This window comes from Clostridium mobile, from assembly GCF_018918285.1.
GTDB classification, from domain to species: domain Bacteria; phylum Bacillota; class Clostridia; order Clostridiales; family Clostridiaceae; genus Clostridium_AW; species Clostridium_AW mobile.
In genome coordinates, this window is the sequence record NZ_JAHLQF010000001.1 from 299,355 (window position 1) to 318,926 (window position 19,572).

Genomic DNA, 19,572 nt, shown 5'->3' on the forward strand with positions numbered 1-19,572 from the left:
ACCTGTTTTTATTATTTTATTTTCTTCTTTATCTTCTCTTATTCCATAAAAGTAGGTAAAGACTATTTATGAAAGCTATTACACTAGATAAAAATATCACTATGGACCATTGAGCTAAAGTTAGCGCCACGGTGTGGAATATTTTCTGTAAAAATGGTATATATAGTATGCTAAGTAGCATAGCTATTGAAACAATCACTGCTCCAACTAGATATGGATTTGTAAAAAGCTTGATTTCAAAAATAGAGTGCCTCTCCGATCTACATTCAAACACATGTATTAACTGTGACATTACTAGTGTACACAATGCTAAAGTTCTACAAGTCTTTAAATCCATATTATACCTATATCCCATAATAAATGCTCCAACAGTGCAAATACCTATTAATGTTCCTCTTATTAAAATCTTTTCCTTAAGTCCTCTTGCAAAAATACTCTCATCCTTAGGCCTTGGTCTTTGCTCCATAATATCTATATCTGCTGGGTCTATCCCTAAAGCCATGGCTGGTAGTCCGTCTGTAGCTAAATTTACAAATAGTATTTGAATAGGCAACATGGGTGTAGGAAGATTTAGTAAAGAAGCTAAGAACATAGTTAAAACTTCTCCTAAATTACAGGATAATAGATACCTAATAAACTTTCTAATGTTATCGTATATTACTCTTCCCTCTTCTATTGCAGATACGATTGTAGCAAAATTATCATCTAAAAGTATCATTGAAGATGCTTCTTTTGTTACATCTGTTCCTGAAATCCCCATAGAAATTCCTATGTCCGCTTCTTTTACTGCAGGAGCATCATTTACTCCATCTCCCGTCATAGCCACTATATTATTCTTACTTTTAAAAGCTTTAACGATTCTTAATTTATGATTTGGACTTACTCTTGCAAATACCTTTATATTATCTACTATATTAAATAGCTTTCTATCATCTAGTTTATCTAATTCCTCACCGGTTATAACTTCCTCTTCATTCTTTACTATTTCTAATTCTTTACCTATTGCAAAGGCAGTGTTTTTATGATCTCCAGTTATCATTACAGGTCTTATACCAGCCATTCTGCATTTAAATACTGCATCTTTAACTTCTTTTCTCGGTGGATCAATTATGCCAGCAACCCCTATTAAAGTCAAATCTTTTTCATCATACTCTACTGTATTACCTTTGAAATTAATATCTGGTTTATATGCAATTGCAATGCATCTTAAAGCTTTAAAAGACATAGACTCTACTGCTTTTAAAATTTTACTTTTATACATTGATGTAAATAACTTAGCATCTCCATCAATAATTATATATTTGCATCTATCTATAACTCTTTCAGGGGCACCTTTTAAATAAAGATTAGTATTTATTCCTTCTTTAATGGCTACTGACATCATTTTTCTTTCTGAAGTAAAAGGTTTTTCAGATATTCTCTTTCCCTTACTTGTCATACTTTTTATATCTTTAGTATCCTTAACAAATGCTTTAATAAGAGCTTTCTCTGTTGGATCCCCCGATAGTGACTTTTCTATTCTTCCTTCTCCATAATCAACATTACAATCACTACAGTATGTAACAGCTTTCTTTAAAAACATATTAGGAAACACTGAATCTTTTTCAACTCTATGGTAATTGTTATTATAAAATATCTCAGTTACTGTCATTTTATTTTCTGTTAGAGTTCCAGTTTTATCACTGCATATTACAGAAGTGCATCCTAAAGTTTCTACTGCTGGTAATCTTCTAATTAAGGCACTTTTCTTAAGCATTCTAGAAACTCCTAAGGCTAAGGCTACGGTTACAATGGCTGGTAACCCTTCTGGAATAGCTGCTACAGCTAAACTTACTCCCAATAAAAACATTTGATATTTATCATGACCTCTACTTATTCCCGTTATTGTTACAACAATGCAAATTCCTATACATAATACTACCAATACCTTTCCTAGAGCATCTAACTTCTCTTTTAGCGGTGATTTATCCTTTTCAATATCCTTTAGCATTCCTGCTATTTTTCCCATTTCAGTGCCCATACCCGTTGAAATTACCTTCCCCTTACCTCTTCCTGTAAGAGCTATGGTGCCCATAAATATATTGTCCTTATTTTTACTATTTTTATTAACTCCAACAGATTCTCCTGTAAGTAGGGATTCATCTAATATTAAAGAAAAATCTTCAACCAAAATACAATCTGCTGGTATTCTATCTCCGCTTTCAATAACAATTAAATCTCCTATTACTAAATTCTCTGCATTTATAACCTTTAGTACTCCATCTCTAATTACTTTTGCAGTTGGAGCTGCTAGACTATTTAATGCTTCTAAAGATTTTTCTGTTTTAAACTCTTGGATAAATCCTAAGATACCGTTCATTATTACTATAACTAATATAGTTATTGCATCTGCTTTCTCTCCCATAATACCAGAAATTAATGTGGCTATGATTAATACCCAAACCATAACATCATTAAATTGTTGGAGAAATATTCTTAAAGGCGAAACCTTTTCTTTGCTCTCCAATATATTAGGTCCATACTTTTTAAATCTTCTTTCCGCTTCTCTAGAGTCTAATCCAGAGTAAATTTCTTTTTCATTTATCATGATTTTCCCCCTTTGATAATAGCTAATAGTAATCACAATAAATATATGAAATAAAACATTAAAATATTATTTACTTTAAATTTATATATATCTTTGGTATTATTATCTAGATTAAGTGATTTTTAATTTCAAGAAGAACTTATCTAGGAATCTAGCTATGGGATAAACCTAGGATTAATTACATAAGAAGTTAAAAGGAGTGATTTTATAATGGAAAAAGTTTATATTAGCGGACATAAGCATCCAGACACAGATTCAATTTGTTCTGCTATAGCTTACGCCGAATTTAAAAATAGGACTACAAGCTTAAAAGCAATACCAATTAGACTTGGTGATTTAAATAGAGAAACTCAATTTGTACTAGACTATTTTGGAGTATCTTCTCCAGAATTTGTAGAAACAGTAAAGCCTCAAATTAAAGACTTAAAATTCGATATAATGCCTCCAATCCATCCCGAAACGTCACTTAAGATGGCTTGGTCATTAATGAAAAAACATGAAGTAAAAACCCTTACAGTGGTGGATGACAATGATAAATTAATTGGATTAGCATCCATTACCAATATAACTTCTACATATATGGATATATGGGATAATGCTATACTTTCAAAAAGTAATACCACTTTAGAAAATATAATGGAGACTCTTTCTGCTGAATATATTTATATGAGTAAAAGTGTAAAACCATTTACAGGAAAAATAGTAATTACAGCAATGCATCCAGATAATGCTCGAGAAATGATTGAAGAAGGTGATATTGTTATATGTGGAGATAGAGAAGATGCTCAGAAGATGACTCTAGAATGCAAAGCTTCACTTATGATAATTACAGGAAAAAATGAAGTTAGCGATAATATTTTAAAACAAGCGCAAGAAATAGGTTGTTCAATAATCATAACTCCTTATGATACTTTCACCGCAGCAAGATTGATTCCTCAAAGTATACCTGTAAAGTATGTTATGTCTCGTGAAAATTTAGTAATTTTCAATGAAGAAGATTTAATTGAAGATGCAAAAGATATTATGATAGAAACTAGATATAGAAGTTACCCTATTATAAATGGAGAAAATAAAGTACTGGGAAGCGTATCAAGATATCATCTTATTTCTAAAAATAAGAAAAAAATAATTTTAGTTGATCACAATGAAAAAGCTCAATCCGTTCCTGGGTTAGAAGATGCGGAAATACTAGAAATAATTGACCATCATAGAATTGGAGATATTCAAACGGGCTCACCAATCTACTTTAGAAATGAGCCTGTGGGTTGTACTGCTACAATTGTTTCTTCCATATTCTTTGAAAATGGCATAAGACCTTCTAAAAAAATAGCTGGAATTCTAGCTTCAGCCATTATTTCCGATACCTTATTATTTAAATCGCCAACATCTACAAATACAGATAAAATCATGTTAAAAAGATTAAGTGAAATAGCAGATATAGATGTAGATACTTTTGCTCAGGAGATGTTTAAAGCTGGTACCTCTCTACAAGGAAAAACTGTAGATGAAATATTCAATCAAGATTTTAAAATATTTAAAATGAGTTCTCTTAGAGTTGGCGTAGGTCAAATAATAACTATGGACAGAGAAGGCTTCGACTTAATAAAAGATGATATGGTAAGCTATATGGAAAATAAAACGGAAATGGAGAATTTTGATTTATTAGTGCTAATAGTTACAGACTTACTTAGAGATGGCTCTGAATTGTTAGCTACAGGAAAAGAAAAACATATAGTAGCCAAAGCATTTAACAAACAATTTGTTGGAAACAGTATTTATGCTCCTGGTGTTATGTCTAGAAAAAAACAAGTTATACCACCGTTGACAACAGCATCTACGGAAAATAATTAATATTTATGTAAAATTAGTAAACATATGGAAGTAGGGTACATATAATAATACTGATTAAATTATAGGAGGAGTTTTTATGTATTGTAAATATTTTTATCCTATTATGCCCTACTTTAGTCCTATGATGAATATGTATTATCCCAATGAACCTTATAATAATCAATATGAAATGGTGAGAATGGATGAGGAAGAAAATGAACCTTTTCATATAAAAATTAAAAAGGTTAGTATAGAAGAACTACAAGATTAGAATTAAAGGTAATCTCTTTGCATATTAATTAATAAATAGGTTAGTATGGAGGGATGAAAAAATGGGGGTAGGTTACTTATTTGGATGTTTATTAAGTTTGCTTTTATGGAAAATTGATAGACAGCATATATTTTATAAGCTAAATTTAAAAATCAAAAAAATGCTAAAGAAGGATTTTTTACTTACAATATTTTACTTACTATTCTTTGTATTGCTTTATTTTTTATATAAAGAAAATAATAACGAAGTTTTAAACTTTATAACTAGTTTTATAGTAATCGATATAAGTAATACAGAGAGAAAAAATCTTAAAAAGAGAGATAAGGTACATTTTTATGACTCAATTTCCCTTATATCTCGTTCCATTGTTTGTGGTTTTATAGCTCCAATTATATATATATTAGTATTTAATAATTATATAGCTCTAATATATACCTTGATCTATAACATAAGCTTACAAAATAACATTGTTTTATTTAATTTTTTATTTAATTTAATTACTATAATTCCTTCTTTTTTTGTTCAAGTTGTTCTATATATAATTTACATCTGCAGAAATAAAAAATTCTCCATAGACTTTAAAGGAGATTACTTAATTAATTTTTTTATGAAGCCCCTGCTAAATGTAGATATTTTAGCCGCTTATATAGAATCTGTTAATTTCTATTATTACTTTAACGATGACAATACAGACTATATAAAAAGCTATGGTGAATACACCAATAAAATAGATGATATTTGCATTAAAGACTATTTAAGCATAGCTTATAGCATTTGTATGATTTGTTTTGTGGCTTTTTTTATAACAATACGTAAATTTAGCTAGTTAAGAGTGAAGAGCAAATAAAAAGAATTGGGTGTTTATAAAAGTCTGTGTAAACCTTAAATTGGATATACTATATAAAAATATCCAAAGGAGGTCATAGACTTTTATTATGTTAAAGAAAGAATTATTTGCTAGTACTCTACAGGAAATGTTAGAAGCAGACTTGGATGAATATCATATTTTTTACCAACTAATACGTTACTACCAACTTCTAATGCTTATTTAACATATGCAACTCTTTCTTCCTCTGTAAACTTACGAGTAAATCTTTTAGACATAAATATAGACCCTCCTAACTCTTAATTTTATTTTATAATTCTAGAATTAATATGTCCATTCTAACTAGGGGCCTATAAGTTCTTCATTTTAACTTTTAACTCTTAACTCTTTTCAGTCAAACATGTACAACATTTTAATGGTATTTTTCTAAAATAAATTAAGAATTTCTAGATTTTGCTCAAATGCATAGGACACATTAGGTGCCATTTTCATAAGATCCCACTGATAGTGTTCCATTATAATATTTCATAGATTCATCAATCACAGATTTGAATTGAGCAAATGTCTCACATCGATTAGGATTCAGTTCATTCTTCATATGTTCAAAAAAAGATTCCTGAGAAGCATTATTCCAGCAATTGCCTTTTCCACACATTGATTGAATAAATCCTTTTGATTTTATTAATTTTTGAAATTTTCTACTTGTATAATGAACACCTTGACCTGAATGTAAGTAAACATCTTTTGAGATGATATAGGCTTAATTAGCTATTAAAAGATGTATCGTATCCGTTACAATGGATAATTCAAGTGATTCACTTAGTACATAAGACGGTATTTGACCTGTGCATCCATCCTTAATATTAGATAGATATGCAAACTTACTAGAATCATAATATATATAAGTAATATCTGTTAATAATACTTTGCCTGGTTTTCCTACAGAAAACTCTCGATTTACTTTGTTGCCTACGGCATAGTTTTATATTGAAATGCCTTTAGTATAAGTTCAAAATGCTGTTTGTCTTGATTTTCCTTTTGAATTCGATACTGTTCTCTTTGTATCCATGAATAATATCCTGAACGAGATATACTAGCCATTTCACACATATATTGTATATTCAAATAGCATGTCTTTTTTTGTCATTATCCTAATTATTTTCTATTTTTCTTCTGGTTTGATTTTAAATGTGACATCACCTGCCTTTCCAATCCTCGTAGTTCCCGCAGAAATGAATTTTATTGTTTTAGGTACTCATTTTGTTGCTTCAAACATATCAACTCTTCTTCTACAGTTTTTGAAACCCTAGTTCTATCAGAATTCCCTTTTCGTATATCTCTAACACCTTCTAAACGATTTACTTTTGAACGCCACCTTTCACTAGTTTCTCTTAACTTTGTGTCTACTTTATTGTACCATGTCCAAAGACATCTTCTCTTCTGTGTCTATCTTACAGGGCACAGTTTACCTCTTATGTTTTTGCCAAATATTATTTGTTATAAGTTTATTTACAGCCATATGGTATTAATTTTCCTTCAAATATATCAGTCAAATTTCGCGTTTTTATAGTCATTTATTTAATAAAATAATAATATATAATAAAATAAATGGAAATTTATATTGACATTTGTAAAAAATAGTTTAAAATTTAAATAAAGGATGAGGAGGGTTTTATATGAAATATTTATCAAAAAAAGCTATGAATCTATTTTTAATTATAGTATTATTTATAACTTTTATGTTCACAAAAGAGGTGAAAGCTTATTATAATGAGCCGAAGTTGAGCTTTAAAATTAATGCAATAGGTGATGCACAAAGAGAGTACGCTTTTAAGACGGAGATACTTACTTATCATATTAACAATATGCAAAAAGCTGAATTTTCAGGTCGTACATATGATGTAAATACTAAAGAAATTGTAATTGAAACTAATCATATTAATTTTATTGACCATTCAACTATACATGTAGATGGTAAATTTGTAGGTACGAGTGATGATGTTTTACTTGATATTAAACAAATAGGTAATAATTATTATCAAACCTTTGCTATTAAATATTTAACTCCAGGTAAACATCGTATTGAAGTGAGATCAGTACCAATTGGTACTACTGATCTTAAAATAGATTTCTGCTATGTAAATATCCCAGTATTTGAAGATGAAATGATACAAAAATCTATTGAGAATATAAATGCTGGAAATGGAAATATGAATGATTATGAAATAGTTGGAGTAAATCCTTTAACTATTCCTGATTTGAAACTATTGAATGATAAGGTTAAAGATAAATATCTAGTTGCAAAAAATGTTCAAGATATTATAAACAAAATAATAAACGAAATGAATGTAAATGATACGTTTATGAAAATAAATTCAGGAATAGCAACTTTAGATGATTATAAAATGATAGGAATAAAAGATATAAAAGCAAGTGACGTGAAAAAACTAAATGCAGCTATAAGAATGGAAATAAGTGTGAAAAAGGTTGATTTGACAGAAGATGAAATAAAATTAATTATAGAAGAATTACCGCAGAAAATAGAAAATTCATTTGATGTAATAAATTCAGGAACAGCAGTTTTAGATAATTATGAATTAATAGGGTTAACTGGTGTAACTGATGTTAATTTGGTTGATGTTAACGAAGCATTAAAAGGTAAAAATCATAGAACATTAAAGGACGTAAAGCCAGATGCAAATACAGTAATAGATTCACTAAGAATAATAAATTCAGGAACATTAGTGACTAGTTCTTATAAAAAATTAGGAATAAATACTGTAGCAGAAGATAATGCTAAAGCAGTAAGGGAAGCTATAAAGATTGCAAAAGATGAAAAGAAATCTAATTTAACAAAAGCTGAAATTAATCAAGTAATAGATAGCGTTTTGAAAAAAATAGAAAACTCATTTAATGCAATAAATTTAGGAACAGCAACTTTAAATGATTATGAATTAATAGGGTTAACTGGTGTAACTGATGTTAATTTGGTTGATGTTAACGAAGCATTAAAAGGTAAAAATTATAGAACATTAAAGGACGTAAAGCCAGATGCAAATACAGTAATAGATTCACTAAGAATAATAAATTCAGGAACATTAGTGACTAGTTCTTATAAAAAATTAGGAATAAATACTGTAGCAGAAGATAATGCTAAAGCAGTAAGGGAAGCTATAAAGATTGCAAAAGATGAAAAGAAATCTAATTTAACAAAAGCTGAAATTAATCAAGTAATAGATAGCGTTTTGAAAAAAATAGAAAACTCATTTAATGCAATAAATTTAGGAACAGCAACTTTAGATGATTATGAATTAATAGGGTTAACTGGTGTGACCGATATTAATTTAGTTGATGTTAATGAGGCTTTAAAAGGTAAAAATCACACAACATTAAGCAAAGTAAAGTCAGATGCAAATACAATAATAGATTCACTTAAAAGAATAAATGCAGGAACAACGACTCTTAGTTACTATAAAAAATTAGGGATAAATACTGTACAATCAAGTAATGCTAAAGCAGTAAGAGAAGCTATAAAAGCTGCAAGAAATATAAAAAAGGATGACTTAACAAAAGCTGAAATTAATCAAGTAATAAATAATCTTTAAAATAAAAATGATAATTAAATTTGCTAGATTATAGCTTGAGAAAATATAAAATATCAATAAAAAAGATTATAGAATTTTATATATTTTAAGACGGCGTTTATAAAAGTCTGTGACCTCCTTTGGATATACTATATAAAAATATCCAAAGGAGGTCACAGACTTTTATTATGTTAAAGAAAGAATTCTTAAGAGAATTTATCAGAGAAAATAACTTAACAAATGCGAGGGATTTACGACAAGCTCTTAAAGAATTGTCTGCTACTACTCTACAGGAAATATTAGAAACAGAGTTAGATGATCATTTGGGTTATTTTAAATATGACTACAAAAATAAAAGGACTAAAAATAGTAGGAATGGCAGTTCTCCTAAGAAAATAATTTCTGATTTTGGAGAAATAGATTTAGTAATTCCTAGAGATAGATTGGAAGCACAGAAAAGAATTTTGTAGTGATCTTAAATAGTGTATTTGGCTTCAACTGAAGAAACAGCTCTAATGGAATTAGAGAACTTAAAAGCTAAATGGAATGACTTATATTCCATAGCCATAAATTCGTTGGTAAATAACTAGGAAAACTTATCAACTTATTTTAGATATCCACTTGTCCATATCGGCACCCTACGGGCAAGCCAAAGGCTTTTTAATATCTGATGTATAAAATTTGAAAATAAGTATAAAATAGGGTTGTAGCTAAATAAGCTACAACCCTATTAATAAATAAATATAGTATATCCAAAGTTATAAAATAATGAGCTTTACACAAATTTATTTACAGACTCGAAGAATTTCATCCATAACTCTTCACTTTTAACTAATTATCCATTCTCAATTCTCAATTAAAAATTATCTTCCTCTTAAATTATTAACCATTCCCCACATTTCATCTGCAGCTTTAATTGTTCTTGAACCAAATTCAAATGCCCTTTGAGCTAATATCATTTCCGTCATTTCTTTACCAGCATCTACATTAGATCCCTCTACAAATCCTTGAAGTATGTTAGAATCTGAAATTACCGGATTAACCCCTTCTTTTGCCATATAAAGGTTATCTCCAACGGATAAAAAAGCATCATCTCCAATAGCATTATATACATTTACTCTTCCCACTTCTCTTAATCCTTCTCCAGTGGTTAAATCTTTAGTTTTAACATATAAAGAACCATCTTCCTTAATAACAAAGTTATCTTTTGTAAATTTGATTGGTTCATCACTTTCATAATCTTCTTCATATAATTCTACGGAAAGTTTGTTGCCATTTTTATCTATAATATCTCCATTGGTATCTACATTAAAGCTTCCTGATCTTATATATCTATATTCATTTTGAGGGTTCAACACTCTAAAATATCCTTCTCCATCTATAGCTAAATCTGTTTTTGCATTGGTCTGTAATAAATTACCCTGCTTTGTATCCCTTATCCAATTAGAGGTTCTCACTCCTGTACCATTAGTTAAATTTTTATTCTCTCCCCCATTTACAGGATACCCTCTCCTGTCTAATGTTTCGGACATAAGATCTTTAAAAGTTACATCCATTCTCTTATAACCTTCAGTATTTACATTAGATAAATTATTTGATATGGAGTCTAATTTATCCTGTTGAGCTGTCATTGCACTTCTACCATTCCAAAGTATTCTAAGCATTTATACCACCCTTACAATCAAATTATCTTATTGAACCTAATTCGTTTACTGCTTTACCTAAAGTTTCATCTAGTGATTGAATTACCTTTTGATTAGTTTCAAAATTTCTCATTACTGTCATCATTTCTACCATTTCTTTTATAACATTAACATTTGATTTCTCTAGATTATATTGTTTTATAGCAGTATTATTAGTTTCTCTTGCATTCTCTCCTGTATAAAGGTTGTCCCCAACCTTTTGTAATGATTTGTAATCTTCATTTACATTATTTTCTTGGCCAAAATCACAAGTGTAGAACCTATATGATGGTGATCCATCTACGTTTAATTTTCCTTCTCCATCTAATGCTAAATTATTGCTATTTACCCTTATTGGCTCAATTTGTTCTGTTTCTAAATTAATACCTAAAATATTGTCTCCACTACTATTCACTAAGTATCCTCTGCTATTTATATGAAAAGAACCATCTCTAGTATAGTATCTATTATTACCAATTCCATCATTTCTTTGAACAGTAAAAAATCCTCTACCTTCTATAGCAAAATCCGTAGCTTTATCAGTTTTTTCAAAGGAACCTTGAGTAAAATTGGTGTTTACATCATCAATTTTACTTCCTAAACTAATCTCTCCTAAATCTTGTCTGTAATTTTTTCCATTGACTACTTTGTCATAGTTATATAAAAGCACCCTATCAAATTCCTTAACAGATAATTCTTCTCCTTTAAATCCAACAGTATTAACATTTGATAAATTATTAGTGATTACATTCTGTTTTCCTTCCTGTGTTATCATACCTGAAACAGCTGTATAAATACCTCTTATCATTTGCTCACTTCCTTATCTATTATTACTTTCATTTCATGAGGATATTCCATTCCCATAGAACGGGCTCTCTTCTCAATTTCATATGGACTTAACTGATAGTTTATTTTTACTCCTGCCATAAGCATTGTAGTAAATACTATTCCAATACCTAAACCTAAGAGAAGTTTTTTATCACTTAAGAAATATATTAACTCCTTTATTTTAAATATAATTCTTTTATTAATAATAATTCCCCCTTGCCTATCTGGAGATGTTGTGCTACTTGGTCTAAGTCCATTCCTTTATCTATTAACTGCTTTACTTCATCTATTTTAACATTATTCTTCTCTTCGACCTTATTTTCCTCTATTTTCTCTTCTATTTTTTTTTCTGATCTTTCTTTTAGTTTTTCTTCATTTTTATCCTCTATTAATTTCTCTTCTTCTAGGTCTTCAATCTTTATACTCTTGCAGTTTATGCTTTCTTTTAAATCCTCTATTTCCATTTGAAGCTGTAATATAGTTTCTGCCATTTCCTTTCTTAAGTTGAGAATTTCAATTGAATAGTCATTAATATTTTCTTCTGCATTATCCATAGCCTTAGAAAAAGATTTCTTTTCTTTTTTTATGGCAATTACATTTATAGTTATTAAAAACAAACCAATAATTAATAGAAATATTGTCATACTATCACCTTATATTAATTTTCTATATTATACTTCAATCGTTTTAGTTCCCCTCTTAGATTTATTATAGCTCTACTATGAAGTTGGCAAACCCTTGATTCTGAGACACTTAAAATCTTTCCTATCTCTTTTAATGTTAATTTTTCATAATAGTAAAGAGACAGCACAGTCTTATCTTTTTCTTTTAAGTTCTCTAATGCCCTTTGTAAATATTCCAACATTTCTTTTTCCTCTAAATCTTTTTCAGGGCATGGACTTTTTTCATCCACAATAGTTCCTATTAATGGGATATCATCTTCTTCTGAAAATATTAAATCCTCTAAAGAAACTATGGATATATAGTTTATGTAATTTTCAATTTGAGATACTTCTTCCACTGTCATACCTAATTCTTCACTAATTTCTTTTATGTTAGGCTCTCTAAAATTTTTCTTTTGTAAGGTTTCGATTGCATAATTATATTTATTTAATTTGTCCATAGCTCCTTTTGATATGGGGCTAATTTTTCTTAATTCATCAATCATAGAACCTTTTATTCTGATTGATGCATAAGTCGAAAATTTCATTCCCTTACTTTTGTCAAATTTATTTATAGAATCCATAAGCCCAATCATTCCATAGCTAACTAAATCCTCAAACTCAATATATTTAGTTTTACCAATGATAATCCTAGAAGCTATATATTTTACAAGTGGTATATACTGTTTTACTATTTCTTCTCTCATTTCTGGGATTGCAACTGCACTCATAGCTAATACCCCCCTGGTCTATTTTTCCTATGCTCCCTCATAATTTGGAATAATAACCTAATTATTTTTTCTACGGTTTTATCATCCACATCTATAAATGAAACTCCACATATATATTTTTTATCTTCTTTTTCTACTCTTATTATTTTTCCTTTTACATGAACTTCTTCATCTTTTAGTAATAATGATATTGCTAATATATTTCCTACATGAAGCTCTTTATAGGTTGATAATTTCATGCCTCCTGCACTTACATCTAAAGTATAGCCGTCAAAAAACTCAATATCTCTACCTGTATCTATTACTGAACAACAGGCTTTTGATACTATTGATACTCTTACATGATTCCTTCTTTGAATTTTTACAAATTGTTTTGGATTGGCAATAAGAACCATCATAATTCTATCAATTTTTCTACCTGTAACCACAGTAGTGAATTTATAAACTCCTTTATGAGTGTAATACACCCCCTCTATTAGTTCACCTTTCTTTAGAGGTAAATATACCCCATCTCTTACTGGTATACTAATCCCTGCATAGCTATCTGAAATATCTTGGATATTACTTTTATATATACCATCCTCCATTAATATTTCAATTTTACTGTTTACTGAAAATTTAATATTATCCGTCATAATACCATCCCCTATGAAAAAATACTAAACAACTTTTTAAATAATCCTTGAGCTCCTGTTCCTTTTTTTTTATTTTTTTCTCCCAATATTTTAGTAGCAATATCATTTATCTCTTTTGATACTTCAGCATTAGGAAAGCTTATCACAAATGGTTTTTGTTTTCTAACTGCTTCGATAAGCTTTTTATCCTCAGATAGAGCTCCTAAATAATCTAATTTAATATCTAAAAATTTACTTACAGTATTGTTAAACTTATTATAAGTTCCCATACCTTCTTTAAAGCTCATTATTTTATTTATTACCACTTTTGCAGAGGTTTTTATCTTAAAATGGTTGATTACTTTTAATAAGCAATAGGCATCAGTAAGGGAAGTAGGTTCTGGGGTTGTTATTACAATGAGCTCTTCAGAACATGCTATAAACCCCAAAACATTCCTGCTGACTCCTGCTCCTGTATCCATAATAATATAGTCAAGATTCTCTAAGGAAGCGAGTTTTCTTAGAAACTTATCTCTCTTTTCTTTAGAAATATCTTCTATAGCTGTAAATCCAGAGCCTCCTGGTAATAATCTTACTCCATATGGTCCTTCAATTATTACATCTTCAATCTCCATATTGTTAAATATTACATCTTTAACATCATATTTAGGTAAGAATCCCATTAGTACATCATCATTTCCCATTCCAACGTCAGCATCAAAAATTAGAACTTTTTTCCCTCTCATTTGTAGAGCGATAGAAAGATTTACAACAAAATTACTCTTTCCAACCCCTCCCTTACCAGAGGTTACTGTAATTATTTTAGGTCCTTTACTACTTTGTTCTAATTCCTTTTCTTCTACTTCTTTTTCTTTTGCTTCTTTTGCTAATTTTCTTAGTGCTGCCGCTTGATCTAGCATATATTATCCTCTCCTAATATTAAATTAACTATTTCCTCTTTAGAAAGTGTCTTAAGATCATCAGGTACACTTTGTCCAATAGTGACATAACTTAAAGGTTTTTTAGCACTATCTAATATATTTAATATTGATCCATAAGATGTTGTTTCATCTAGTTTAGTTATTATAACATTATTAAATCCAAGGATTTTATAGCCTTCTACTATAGTGGTTATATCTTTATTTTTAATGGCAGCACTAATCACTAAGTGTATATTTTCTGTTTGTATTTTATCTATAAGCATTCTTAACTCAGATATTTGCATAGCATTTTTAGAACTTCTTCCTGTGGTATCGATTAATATGGTGTCAAAGTCTTTCATGGACTCTAGAGCTTCATCCATATCCTTTTGGGTAAATACTACTCTAAAAGGTATATTCATTATATCTGCATAGGTCTTTAGTTGTTCAACAGCTCCAATCCTGTAGGTATCAATTGTAATTAGCCCAACTTTCTTCTTTTGAACTAAAGCTAGACTTCCTGCTAGTTTAGCTATGGTTGTAGTTTTTCCTACTCCTGTAGGCCCTACTAAAACGATAATACCATCTGTGGAACTATTTGATATATGAATTTCATCCTTTAAAGCTTCTTTAACTTTTTCTATAGAATCAATATCATCTTCCATATTATTCACTTTGTTCATCAGCGATTTTATAATGCTATCACTTAAATCTGCCTTTTCTAATTTTATTTTAAGAGGATCTTTTTCTTCCTTTTCACCAGATGAATTACTTACAATTTTATTCATCATACTTTTCATCTCTTGAAGTTCTTTATATATGTCATCTTGATTATCATCTTTTAGATAGCTTAGCTTTTCATTTGTATTAGATTCCTCTCTATTTTTTTCTACTATCTTTTTTAAAATGTCTATTCCATTTTCCACTGGTTTTTTTTCTTCTTGTTCTTCTTTATTGCTATTATCAATAGCAGCTGTAACTTCAATTACCTTTTTCTGAAAAAATCCTAAAAGTCCAGGACGCTTTATCTTCCTTTGGCTAATAATTATAGCATCCTTTCCAAGTTCATATCTGATTCTAGTAAGTGCTTCATTCATGTTGTTTACAATATACTTCTTAATAACCATTTTATATTGTCACAACTCCTTCAGTTTTAATTTCTATATCATTTGGTATTTCATTTATGGAAAGTACATTTAAATTTGGGAAAATCATTTCTGTAAGCCTTCTAAATGCCGGTCTTATCTTAGGTGAAACCAAGACTACTGGCTGGTTCTCATAGAAGAATGTACTTTCTATTGTTTCTTTTAAAGAGTTTAAAATTTTCCCTGTAGTATCTGGATCAATAGCTGGGAAAGAACCTTGTATAGATCTTTGTATATTTTCCCCTATGAGTTCCTCAATATTAGGTGAAAGAGTAACAACATTTACTGCTCCCTGTTCATCAATTAATGGATTGCATATGCTTCTTCCTAATGCAAATCTTACATATTCAGTAAGAAGTTCTATATCTTTAGTAGTTCTAGAATTATCAGCTAAAGACTCCAGGATTGTTACCATGTCTTTAATTGAAACTCTCTCCTTTAATAGATTTTGAAGAACCTTTTGTATTTCTCCAATTGTCATTAAGTCTGGTATTAACTCTTCTACTACAGCGTTGTATTTTTCCTTAACTGAATCAATCACCATCTTAACTTCCTGTCTTCCAAGAAGCTGATAAGAGTTATTCTTTATTGTTTCAGTTAAGTGAGTAACCATAACCGTAGTAGGATCTACAACTGTTAGTCCCTTTATTTCTGCATCCTCTCTACTATCTTGGTTTATCCAAATAGCTGGGAGTCCAAAAGCAGGTTCTATAGCTTTAATTCCTTCTATACCATATTCTCCATTTGTTGGATCCATGCATAGCAACATATTTGGCATAAGCTCTCCCTTAGCTACGATTGTCCCTCTTATCTTTATAACATATTCATTAGTTCTTAATTGAAGATTATCTCTAATTCTTATAGGTTGTACGATTATACCCATTTCAATTGCACACTGTCTTCTTACAGAAGTGATTCTCTGTAATAAGTCTCCTCCTGAACCTTCATCAGCAAGGGGGATTAATCCATATCCTATTTCTATATCCATAGTTTCTACATTTATTAAACTCATTACATTTTCTGGTTCTTTGCTCTCTATTTCTGTTATTTCTATTTGCTCCTGCTCCATTTGTTCAATAATTTTTTCATTTTCATCCTTATATAGAAAATATGCTCCAACACCACTGGTTAATGATAGTATGAAAAATGGAATCTTAGGAAGCCCTGGTATTAAAAACAAACAGAATAATACTGCTGAAGCCATAGCTACTACCTTAGGAAAGGCAGTTAACTGTCTGCCGATTATATTACCAAAATTCTCATCACTTCCTGAGCGAGTAACTAAAATACCCGATGCTGTAGATATTAAAAGTGCAGGAATTTGGGAAACTAACCCGTCTCCAATGGTAAGCATGGTGAATTTCTTTGCTGCCTCACCAGCTGTCATTTCCATCATTAAGCTACCGATTATTATACCACCGGCAATATTTATAGCAGTTATAATTAATCCTGCTACAGCATCACCTTTTACAAATTTCGAAGCTCCATCCATGGCCCCATAAAAATCTGCTTCTTGCTGTAATTTTTTTCTTCTATCTCTAGCTCCATTTTCATCTATAAGACCTGAGTTTAAGTCAGCATCAATACTCATTTGTTTACCAGGCATCGCATCTAATGTGAATCTAGCAGAAACTTCTGCGACTCTTGAAGCACCGCTTGTAATTACCATAAACTGAACAATAATTATAATTAAAAATATTATAATTCCAACTACATAGTTACCTCCAATTACAAAGCTACCAAAAGCAGCAATTATTTCTCCACCATCTGCTTCCCCCAGTATCAATCTTGTGGAAGATAGATTTAATCCCAACCTAAAAAGAGTTGTAACCAATAATAGTGTGGGAAAAGATGAAAATTGCAATACTTCTGTGGTAAACATAGTGATAAGAAGTATAAGTACTGAAATAGTAATATTAACTGCAATCAAAACATCTAGCACTTTAGTAGGTAACGGTATAATCATCATCATAACTATAGCAATTACTCCAAAAGCTACTAGTACATCTATATTATTTTTTAAGTTTGCTCTTTTTCTTAAATTTTCCAAGAGAACACCGCCTTAACTATTTCATCTTCATAACTATTGCTAAAATTTCAGCTACCGCTTGATACATTTCTACAGGTATTTCACTATCTAATTCCACTTCATTATATATAAGCCTAGCTAATGGTTTATTTTCAATTATAGGAACATTACTTTCCTTAGCTTTTTCTTTTATCTTTAAGGCTACAAAATCTGTTCCTTTTGCCACTACTACTGGGGCTTTATTTTCCCCTTCTTTATATTTTATTGCAACGGAAATATGAGTTGGGTTGGTTATTACCACTGTTGCATCTGGAACAGCCTGCATCATTCTTCTCATAGCCATTTCCCTTTGTTTTTGTCTTATCTTCCCTTTTATTTGAGGATCCCCTTCCATTTGCTTGAACTCTTCTTTTATTTCTTGTTTAGTCATCTTCATTTCTTTCTTAAATTGGAATTTTTGAAATATAAAATCCGTTACGGCTATAGCTAACAAAACAAGAGTTACTTTAAAAAATATTTTAAGAGCTAAGTCTCCAAAGGCCTCTATCAATATGGGATATCTTAAGTTATATAAATTTACTATGTATATATAATTACTTTTAATAAATTTATATCCTACAAATCCAACTATAGTTACCACTAAAACGGCTTTAATTAATTCTACTACAGATCTCATTGAAAACATTTTCTTAAAGCCATTAATAGGATTTAACTTTTTTATATCTGGTTTTAAAGGTTCTTTAGTAAATATAAATCCAGTTTGAATAAAATTTGCAAAAATCCCCATTAACATTATAGGTACTACAATAGGAAGAATGGTTGTGGCCAATTTACCTAATATTATTATCAATATATTACCTAATGTTTGGTAGTTTAACTCCATATTTAAGAAGTCATTTAAAAAAGTAGTCATAACTCCTTTTAAATTCCCCACCACATATTCTCCTGCGAAGGATAGCACTAAAGTTGATATCAAAAGGGTTAATGCTAAGTTTACATCCTTACTTTTGGCTACTTGTCCCTTTTTCTTAGCTTCACTTAATTTATGTGGTGTGGCCTCCTCAGTTTTGTCATCTGAGGCGAAAATAAAAATGAATGGTATGGTTTTAAAAACAGATTGAAATAATTCCGGTATTTTTATAAAACTACTTTCTATTAAAGTAATAAAAATAGGTAATGCAAAAGTAAATGTAATTAATCCAACTAATATCTTCACCGGAAGCCCTAGTATCATTATGTTTAACTGTGGTACAGTCCTTGCCATAAGTCCTAAGGTTAATTCTGTTATTATAATTATCAATACTATTGGTATTGCTATTTTCAAACCTAAACTAAAAAAATCTATAAATATTTTTGTTATTAAACCTGATAAAGAATCTGAAAGTAAAGATTTCCCTAAAGAAACTGATTTATAACTTCCTATTAATTGATATATCAATACATGGTGTACATCTAAAATGAAAAACATTACTAAACTACACCAATAAAGCAACCTCTCCAACAAAGTCGAATTACTGTTTGTATTTGGATCAAGCATCGACATCATTGAAAAACCTACTTGCACGTCTATAAAATTTCCTGCCATCCTTACAGACATAAAGCATAATTCTGTTATGTATCCAAGTGTTAATCCTGTAATTATTTCATTTATTCCACTAGCTATAAAGGCAAACATATTATTTATATTATTTACCGAGTTATAATCTATTCCCGGTAGTATTATAAAGGATAAAATTAATACAAAACCTATTTTCACCATAGCTGGAGTACCTTTAGGGAAAAATACAGGTGTTACAGTAAAAAAAGTTATAAACCTTAAAAAAACCATTATTAACGCTGTATAGAATGCTATATTAATCAAAA

17 protein-coding genes and 1 pseudogene are annotated in these 19,572 nt (G+C 29.6%); 5 read left to right on the plus strand and 13 right to left on the minus strand.

Annotated elements, in window-relative coordinates; translation table 11 throughout:
• Positions 1-28: 28 nt before the first annotated feature.
• The gene (locus tag KQI86_RS01625) at positions 29-2,587 is read right to left on the minus strand and encodes a calcium-translocating P-type ATPase, PMCA-type (RefSeq protein WP_216437412.1); all 2,559 of its coding nucleotides are present in this window, start codon (positions 2,585-2,587) and stop codon (positions 29-31) included.
• A gap of 207 nt (positions 2,588-2,794) precedes the next feature.
• On the opposite strand from KQI86_RS01625, the gene KQI86_RS01630 reads away from it, so the two are divergent.
• From KQI86_RS01630 to KQI86_RS01640, 3 genes are all read left to right on the plus strand, one after another.
• Positions 2,795-4,438, plus strand: coding sequence for a putative manganese-dependent inorganic diphosphatase (locus KQI86_RS01630; RefSeq protein WP_343216144.1), 1,644 nt, complete (start codon positions 2,795-2,797; stop codon positions 4,436-4,438).
• Positions 4,439-4,514: 76 nt separating this feature from the next.
• Positions 4,515-4,688 (plus strand): hypothetical protein, encoded by a 174-nt coding sequence (locus KQI86_RS01635; protein ID WP_216437414.1) that lies wholly within the window; start codon positions 4,515-4,517, stop codon positions 4,686-4,688.
• A 61-nt stretch (positions 4,689-4,749) separates the two neighbouring features.
• Entirely contained in the window at positions 4,750-5,514 is a 765-nt protein-coding gene (locus KQI86_RS01640; RefSeq protein ID WP_216437415.1) for a hypothetical protein, read from the plus strand.
• Between the two features lie 475 nt (positions 5,515-5,989).
• Here KQI86_RS01640 and KQI86_RS20070 read toward each other — a convergent pair whose 3' ends face one another.
• Together KQI86_RS20070 and KQI86_RS01650 are read right to left on the minus strand one after the other, a co-directional pair.
• Positions 5,990-6,112, minus strand: coding sequence for a hypothetical protein (locus KQI86_RS20070; protein WP_246582620.1), 123 nt, complete (start codon positions 6,110-6,112; stop codon positions 5,990-5,992).
• Between the two features lie 371 nt (positions 6,113-6,483).
• Entirely contained in the window at positions 6,484-6,639 is a 156-nt protein-coding gene (locus KQI86_RS01650) for a hypothetical protein (RefSeq protein ID WP_216437416.1), read from the minus strand.
• A gap of 551 nt (positions 6,640-7,190) precedes the next feature.
• Here KQI86_RS01650 and KQI86_RS01655 point away from each other — a divergent pair.
• Both KQI86_RS01655 and KQI86_RS01660 read left to right on the plus strand, forming a co-directional pair.
• Positions 7,191-9,119, plus strand: coding sequence for a hypothetical protein (locus KQI86_RS01655; protein ID WP_216437417.1), 1,929 nt, complete (start codon positions 7,191-7,193; stop codon positions 9,117-9,119).
• A gap of 167 nt (positions 9,120-9,286) precedes the next feature.
• Positions 9,287-9,541 (plus strand): annotated as a pseudogene (locus tag KQI86_RS01660) (transposase); the annotation flags it as partial.
• A gap of 420 nt (positions 9,542-9,961) precedes the next feature.
• Here KQI86_RS01660 and KQI86_RS01665 read toward each other — a convergent pair.
• From KQI86_RS01665 to KQI86_RS01705, 10 genes are all read right to left on the minus strand, one after another.
• A complete protein-coding gene (locus KQI86_RS01665; RefSeq protein ID WP_216437419.1) occupies positions 9,962-10,762 on the minus strand; it encodes a flagellar hook-basal body complex protein in 801 nt (266 codons plus the stop codon).
• 22 nt (positions 10,763-10,784) lie between these two features.
• Complete coding sequence (locus KQI86_RS01670) at positions 10,785-11,588, minus strand: flagellar hook-basal body complex protein (RefSeq protein WP_216437420.1); 804 nt, start codon at positions 11,586-11,588, stop codon at positions 10,785-10,787.
• Positions 11,585-11,707 (minus strand): hypothetical protein, encoded by a 123-nt coding sequence (locus KQI86_RS20315; RefSeq protein WP_281417146.1) that lies wholly within the window; start codon positions 11,705-11,707, stop codon positions 11,585-11,587. Before KQI86_RS20315 ends, KQI86_RS01670 begins: the two co-directional genes overlap by 4 nt.
• A gap of 77 nt (positions 11,708-11,784) precedes the next feature.
• Positions 11,785-12,225 carry a hypothetical protein gene (locus tag KQI86_RS01675; protein WP_216437421.1) on the minus strand — a complete coding sequence of 147 codons (441 nt, stop codon included), beginning with the start codon at positions 12,223-12,225 and terminating at the stop codon, positions 11,785-11,787.
• Between the two features lie 41 nt (positions 12,226-12,266).
• Positions 12,267-13,001, minus strand: coding sequence for a FliA/WhiG family RNA polymerase sigma factor (locus KQI86_RS01680; RefSeq protein WP_216437422.1), 735 nt, complete (start codon positions 12,999-13,001; stop codon positions 12,267-12,269).
• Between the two features lie 2 nt (positions 13,002-13,003).
• Positions 13,004-13,636, minus strand: a complete 633-nt coding sequence (locus KQI86_RS01685) for a flagellar brake protein (RefSeq protein ID WP_216437423.1) — start codon at positions 13,634-13,636, stop codon at positions 13,004-13,006.
• Positions 13,637-13,647: 11 nt separating this feature from the next.
• Entirely contained in the window at positions 13,648-14,535 is an 888-nt protein-coding gene (locus KQI86_RS01690; protein WP_216437424.1) for a MinD/ParA family protein, read from the minus strand.
• On the minus strand, positions 14,529-15,662 hold the full coding sequence (gene flhF, locus KQI86_RS01695; protein WP_216437425.1) for a flagellar biosynthesis GTPase FlhF: 1,134 nt from the start codon (positions 15,660-15,662) through the stop codon (positions 14,529-14,531). The genes KQI86_RS01690 and flhF overlap by 7 nt, the downstream gene beginning before the upstream one ends.
• A 1-nt stretch (position 15,663) precedes the next feature.
• A complete protein-coding gene (gene flhA / locus KQI86_RS01700) occupies positions 15,664-17,730 on the minus strand; it encodes a flagellar biosynthesis protein FlhA (RefSeq protein ID WP_216437426.1) in 2,067 nt (688 codons plus the stop codon).
• 16 nt (positions 17,731-17,746) lie between these two features.
• A complete protein-coding gene (locus KQI86_RS01705) occupies positions 17,747-19,570 on the minus strand; it encodes a fused FliR family export protein/FlhB family type III secretion system protein (protein WP_216437427.1) in 1,824 nt (607 codons plus the stop codon).
• Between the last annotated feature and the right edge of the window lie 2 nt (positions 19,571-19,572).